Raw genomic sequence first — 6,579 nt, 5'->3', positions numbered from 1 at the left:
GCTACTAACCGTCCTCAACGCCATGATGCGCGAAAGGAAGCCCTACCTAAAGGCCAAGCCGACATAACAGTTGCCGGCTCTGCGCAGCAACGCTTAAGGGCGTTGCAGCGCGTCCGGGACACGCATGGCGCCGGCAGTTTGCGCCGCCCCCAAGTTCATCTTGCACTGCGGTAGAAAAATATCGCACACTCCCTCAGACCGGGGAGCCGCAAGGAGCTCTTGAAGAGGAGCGAGCCGATGTCCCTCCAGACCGTACCGTCCGACGCCGTTGAACAGCGCCCCAACCGCCCTGAGGACGTTCAGGCGCTGGAAGCGGATGCGCGGCTGCGCGACGACATCCGCCTGCTCGGGCGCATCCTGGGCGACACGGTCCGGGATCAGGAGGGCGCCGACGTGTTCGACCTGGTCGAGCGCATCCGCCAGACCTCGATCCGGTTCCACCGTGACGAGGACCGGCTCGCCCGCCGCGAGCTCGAGCAGATCCTCGACGGCATGTCGATCCCGGACACCCTGCGGATCGTGCGCGCCTTCAGCTATTTCTCGCACCTTGCCAACATCGCCGAGGACCACAACAACATCCGCCAGATGCGCGCACGCAGCGCCTCGAGGAGCGGCGGGGCAGGGGTGCTCGCGGACACGCTGGCGAATGCCAGGGATGCGGGTGTGAGCGCGGCGGAACTGCGGACGTTCTTCAAAAGCGCTCTCGTCAGCCCCGTGCTGACCGCGCACCCGACCGAAGTCCGCCGCAAGAGCACGATGGACCGCGAGATGGAGGTTGCCGCGCTGCTCGATCGGCGCGAGCGCGTCGCGCTGACCGCGGAGGAGGCCGCCGCCAGCGACGAGCAGCTCCGCCGCGAGGTGCTGACGCTGTGGCAGACCAATCTGCTCCGCCGGACCAAGCTCACCGTGCTGGACGAGGTCGCCAACGGCCTGTCCTTCTACGACTACACGTTCCTGCGCGAGGTGCCGCGGCTGGTCAACGTGCTGGAGGACCGGCTGGAGGAGGCCGGCGAGCAGGCCGCCAGCGAGCTCGCCTCGTTCCTGCGCATGGGCAGCTGGATCGGCGGCGACCGCGACGGCAATCCCTTCGTTACCGCCGACGTCATGCGCGGCACGCTGCGGCTGCAGTCGAGCCGCGTGATGCAGTTCTATCTCAACGAGCTGCACGTGCTCGGCTCGGAGCTGTCGATCGCGGCGCACCTCGCCGACGTCTCGGAGGAGCTGCGTAACCTCGCCGAGCGCTCGCCGGACACCTCCCCGCACCGGAGCGGCGAGCCCTACCGGCTCGCGGTCTCCGGCATCTATGCGCGCCTCACCGCGACGGCCGAAGCGCTCGAGGTCGAGATCACCCGCCGGCCGGTCGGCAGGGGCAGGCCCTACGAGAGCGTGAGGGAATTGCAGGCCGATCTCGACGTGCTGCACCGCTCGCTGATCTCCAACAATGCGCGCGTCATCGCCCGCGGCCGCCTGCGGCTGCTGCGGCGCGCGGTGGATTGCTTCGGCTTCCACCTGGCCCGGCTCGACATCCGCCAGAATTCCGCCGTGCATGAACGCACCATCGCCGAGCTGATGGACGCCGCCAATCCCGGCATGTCCTATCTCGCGCTCGGCGAAGAGGCGCGCATCTCGCTGCTCACCAACGAGCTGCGCTCGACGCGCGCGCTGGTGTCGCCCTTCGTCAAGTACAGCGACGAGACCATGGGCGAGCTCAACGTCTTCCATGCCGCAGCGGAAGCGCATGCGAAGTTCGGCTCGGACGCGATTCCCCAATGCATCATCTCGATGTGCAAGGGCATGTCCGACATGCTCGAGGTCGCCGTGCTGCTGAAGGAGGTCGGCCTCGTCCATCCCTCCGGGCGCAGTGCCATCAACGTGGTGCCGCTGTTCGAGACCATCGAGGATTTGCAGGCCTCATCCGGCATCATGGATCGCATGCTGTCGCTGCACGATTACCGCCGGCTCGTCGACAGCCGCGGCAGCGTGCAGGAGGTCATGCTCGGCTATTCCGACAGCAACAAGGACGGCGGCTTCGTCACCTCGGGCTGGGAGCTCTACAAGGCCGAGATCGGCCTCGTCGAGGTGTTCGAGCGCCACGGCGTGCGGCTGCGCCTGTTCCACGGCCGCGGCGGCTCGGTCGGCCGCGGCGGCGGGCCGAGCTACGACGCCATCATCGCCCAGCCCGGCGGCGCCGTGAACGGCCAGATCCGCATCACCGAGCAGGGCGAGATCATCTCGTCGAAATATTCCAACGCCGAGGTCGGCCGCAACAATCTGGAGATCCTGGCCGCCGCGACGCTGGAGGCGAGCCTTTTGCATCCGCGCCAGAGCGCGCCGCGCCGCGAATATCTGACCGCGATGGACGAATTGTCGAACCTCGCCTTCAAGGCCTATCGCGGCCTCGTCTACGAGACCGACGGCTTCGTCGATTACTTCTGGTCGTCCACCGTCATCAACGAGATCGCGACGCTGAACATCGGCAGCCGCCCGGCCTCGCGCAAGAAGACCCGCGCCATCGAGGATCTGCGCGCGATCCCCTGGGTGTTCTCCTGGGCGCAATGCCGCCTGATGCTGCCGGGCTGGTACGGCTTCGGCAGCGCGGTCGAGCAATGGATCGCGGCGCATCCCGACCAGGGCATGCCGTTCCTGAAAGAGCTCTACAAGGAATGGCCGTTCTTCCGCATGCTCCTGTCCAACATGGACATGGTGCTGGCGAAAAGCTCGATCGCGATCGCTTCGCGTTATGCCGAGCTCGTGCCCGACGAAGCCTTGCGCGAAAAGATTTTCGGCCGCATCCGCCGCGAATGGCATTCCTGCATCGAGACGCTGCTCGACATCATGGGCCAGGACCGGTTGCTGCAGGGCAACCCGCTGCTGGAGCGCTCGGTGCGCCACCGCTTCCCCTATCTCGATCCGCTCAACCACGTTCAGGTCGAGCTCTTGAAAGAGCATCGCGCGCAGAACCCCGACGAGCAGGTGCTGCGCGGGATTCAGCTGACGATCAACGGGATCTCGGCGGGGTTGCGGAATACGGGGTAGCCTCACCCCGTCGTTCCGGGGCGCCCGAAGGGCGAACCCGGAACCTCGAGATTCTCAGGTGCGCAATTGCGCACCATAGTTCGGCTCTTCGAGCCGCCCCGGAATGACGGTGCATACCCTCAACAGAAGTGCGCGCCCTGCGTCTCCACATAGACCGCATAGAGCGACTGGCTCGCGGTCATGAACAGCCGATTGCGCTTCCTGCCGCCGAAGCAGACATTGGCGCAGGTCTCCGGCAGCAGGATCTGCCCGATCCGCGCGCCGTCGTTCGGCGCGAACACCTGCACGCCGTCATAGCCGGGACCGACCCAGCCGGCGCCGACCCAGATGTTGCCCTCGGTGTCGACGCGCAAGCCGTCGGGGAAGCCCGACTTGCCCTCGAGCTTCATGTCGATCAGCTTTTTCGGGTTCGACAGTTTGGCCCCGTCGATGTCGTAGGACCACACCACGTTCTCCGCCTGCGGGTAGTGCGTGATGCCGGTGTCGCAGACATAGAGCTTCTTGTAGTCGTGGCTGAAGGCGATGCCGTTCGGCTTGAACGGCTCGTCGGCGACCTTCGCGAGCTGTCCCGTCTGGGTGTCGAGACGATAGACGGCTTCCTTCTGGTGCGGCTGCAGCGAGCCGGTGTTGGCGAGCTTGCCTTCATAAATGCTGATCGCGCCATAGCCGGGATCGGTGAACCAGATCGCCTTGTCGTTGGGATGCACCACCATGTCGTTGGGGCCGTTGAGCGGCTTGCCGCCCGCCTGCTCGGCCAGCGTGGTCACCGCGCCGTCGTGCTCGTAGCGGACGAGGCGGGTGCGCTCGGCGCTGATCTGGCGTCCCTCGGTGTCGAACGAGTTGCCGTTGGCCTCGTTCGACGGCTTGTGGAACTGCTCGGAGATGTGGCCGTCGTCGTCGAGATAGCGCAGCTGCCGGTTGGCAGGGATGTCGCTCCAGACGAGATATTGTCCCTGCGCATTCCACGCCGGTCCCTCCGCCCAGAGGCAGCCGGTATAGAGCCGCTTGATCGCGGTGTTGCCGACCTTGGCCTTGAAGCGCTTGGGATCGATGACGACGATGTCGGGGTCGGGATAGCGCTGCGGCTCGGCATTGGCACCGAAGTCGCGGGCGTTGGCGCGCGAGGCGAGCAGGGCGGATGCGGCGACGGTCGCGGCGCCCTTGAGCAGCGTGCGGCGGCCGAGACCGCCGCTGTCAGTCGTGTCGTCGGAGTTGGTCAGTATTCTTGTCATGGTTTCCTCCCAAGATTGTGTTGGGAGGACACCATCCGCCCGCATTCGGGCGTAAACCGGAGCAATCTCCGGTTAAGACAACCGGAGATCGCAGGGCAGGAATGCCGGAATTGCGGCTAGACGGAATGCTTACACGGGATCCCACGGGAAGATGTCGGCGGAACGGTCGAGCTTGTAGAACGAGCCCTTCAGCGCCGGCATGCCGTGTTCCGCGATCGATTGCGGCGTCCAGCCCTCGCTCCGGTGCACCGAGCGCAGCGGGCGGTTCTGGCTGAACAGGAACAACTCGTTCATGCGCGCGCCAAAAATCTGGCCGCTGACGTCCTTGGCGGCATCGGAGAGCAGGTAAGCGCAGATCGGCGCGATCTTCTCCGGTCCCATCTGCTTGATCTTCTCGACGCGCGCCTTCTCGGCCTCAGTCTCGGTCGGGATGGTGCCGATCATGCGGGTCCAGGCGAACGGCGAGACGCAGTTGGAGCGGACGTTGAAGCGGCCCATGTCGAGCGCGATCGACTTCGACAGACCGATGATGCCGAGCTTGGCCGCGGCATAGTTGGCCTGGCCGAAATTGCCGATCAGGCCGGAGGTCGAGGTGAAGTGCACGAACGAGCCCGACTCCTGCTCGCGGAAGATGCGCGCGGCTGCGTGGCTGACATAGAACGAGCCCATCAGGTGAACCTTGATGACGGCCTCGAAGGCCTCCACGCTCATCTTGTGGAAGATCATGTCGCGCAGAATGCCGGCATTGTTGACGACACCGTCGAGCCGGCCGAAATGGTCGGTCGCGGTCTTCACGATCTTGCTGGCGGGAACGGCTTCCGCCACCGACTCGAAGTTCGGCACGGCGATGCCGCCGCGCTTCTTGATCTCCTCGACCACTTCCTCGGCAGGCGTCGCGCTCGAACCGGCGCCGTCGGCGGCCCCGCCGGGATCGTTGACGACGACCTTGGCGCCTTCCGCCGCGCAGAGCAGCGCGATCTCGCGCCCGATGCCGCGGCCTGCGCCGGTGACGATGATGACCTTGTCTTGCAGTGATTTGCTCATGGGATGCCTCCTGTTGTCTCTGTCATTCCGGGGCGTGCGAAGCACGAACTATGGTGCGCAATTGCGCACCTGAGAATCTCGAGGTTCCGGGTCCGGTCCTTCGGACCATCCCGGAACGACGAGAAATTACCTCTCGTTCGTAAACACGATCGTGCCGCTCGCGGCGAACATGCCGCCGACGCCGTGGCACACTGAAATCTTGGCATTCGGCACCTGCGCAGGCGCGATGCCGCGCATCTGGCGCACGCTCTCCTGGAGCGCATACATGCCGTACATGCCGGAATGCATGTAGGACAGTCCGCCGCCATTGGTGTTGAGCGGCAGCTTGCCGCCGGGCCGCGTGTTGCCGTCCGCGATGAACCTGCCGGTTTCCTCATACGGCATGAAGCCGAGGTCGCCGAGCCCGAACAGCGGCAGATGCGCGAAGGCATCATAAATCATGAGATGGTCGACATCCCCGTGGGCGATGCCGGCTTCCTTGAACGCCAGCGGTCCCGCGGTCTTGAACGCACGCGAGGAGTTGAACGTCTCCATCTGGCTGACCATGGGCGTCTCCACGCTCTCGCCGGTGCCCATGATGTAGACGGGCTTCCGCGGAAAATCCTTGGCGCGGTCCGCCGAGGTCAGGATCAGCGCGCCGCCGCCGTCGGTGACGAGGCAGCACTGCAGCAGGCGGAACGGATAGGCGATCATGCGCGAGTTGAGGACGTCGGCGACCGTGATCGGGTCCTTCATCATCGCCCGCGGATTCTTCGCGGCCCATTCCCGCTGCATCACCGCCACCGAAGCGAGCTGCTCATGGGTGATGCCGTAGGTCTTCATGAAGCGCAGCACGGGGATCGGGAACATGCTGGGCGGGCCGTAGACGCCGTAGGGCGCCTCGAACTGGCCGTTGAGGCTGTCGGCCGCTGTGAAGCGCGGCTGCTTGCCGATCATCGACTTGCCGCTCTCGGCATGGGTGATCAGCACCGTCTTGCACAGCCCGGCCTCGATCGCCGCGGCGGCATGGCGGACATGCAGCATGAAGGAGCAGCCGCCGACCGAGGTGCCGTCCACCCAGGTCGGCTTGATGCCGAGATAGTGGCAGACCTGCTGCGGCGTTTCGACCGCGGTGGCGAAGCCGTCGATGTCGGACAGCTTCAGCCCGGCATCCGCAATGGCGTTGAGCGCGGCGTCCGCATGGAGCTGGAGCTGCGAGGCATTGGGAATGACGCCGAGCTCGGTGGTCTCGGCCGCGCCGACGACGGCAACCTGGTTCCTGCGCATG

The 6,579-nt window shown here is 65.6% G+C and carries 4 protein-coding genes; 1 reads left to right on the top strand and 3 read right to left on the bottom strand.

The features are described 5' to 3' along the window. The first annotated feature begins 237 nt into the window (after positions 1-237). On the top strand, positions 238-3,036 hold the full coding sequence (gene ppc / locus JQ617_RS27595) for a phosphoenolpyruvate carboxylase (protein WP_212029054.1): 2,799 nt from the start codon (positions 238-240) through the stop codon (positions 3,034-3,036). Positions 3,037-3,155: 119 nt separating this feature from the next. Here the strand turns inward: ppc and JQ617_RS27590 are convergent, their stop codons facing one another. From JQ617_RS27590 to JQ617_RS27580, 3 genes are all read right to left on the bottom strand, one after another. Beyond that, entirely contained in the window at positions 3,156-4,268 is a 1,113-nt protein-coding gene (locus tag JQ617_RS27590) for an SMP-30/gluconolactonase/LRE family protein (RefSeq protein WP_212029053.1), read from the bottom strand. Positions 4,269-4,397: 129 nt separating this feature from the next. Next, positions 4,398-5,312 carry an SDR family oxidoreductase gene (locus JQ617_RS27585; protein ID WP_063691128.1) on the bottom strand — a complete coding sequence of 305 codons (915 nt, stop codon included), beginning with the start codon at positions 5,310-5,312 and terminating at the stop codon, positions 4,398-4,400. A 126-nt stretch (positions 5,313-5,438) separates the two neighbouring features. Continuing rightward, positions 5,439-6,578 carry a thiolase C-terminal domain-containing protein gene (locus JQ617_RS27580; RefSeq protein ID WP_212029052.1) on the bottom strand — a complete coding sequence of 380 codons (1,140 nt, stop codon included), beginning with the start codon at positions 6,576-6,578 and terminating at the stop codon, positions 5,439-5,441. Position 6,579 lies beyond the last annotated feature (1 nt).

Origin of the sequence: Bradyrhizobium sp. KB893862 SZCCT0404 (assembly GCF_018130885.1) — a bacterium.
In the GTDB taxonomy this organism is placed as follows: Bacteria; Pseudomonadota; Alphaproteobacteria; order Rhizobiales; family Xanthobacteraceae; genus Bradyrhizobium; species Bradyrhizobium stylosanthis.
The sequence above is the reverse complement of the archived record's forward strand: the minus strand, read 5'-3'. Positions and strand labels throughout refer to the sequence as shown.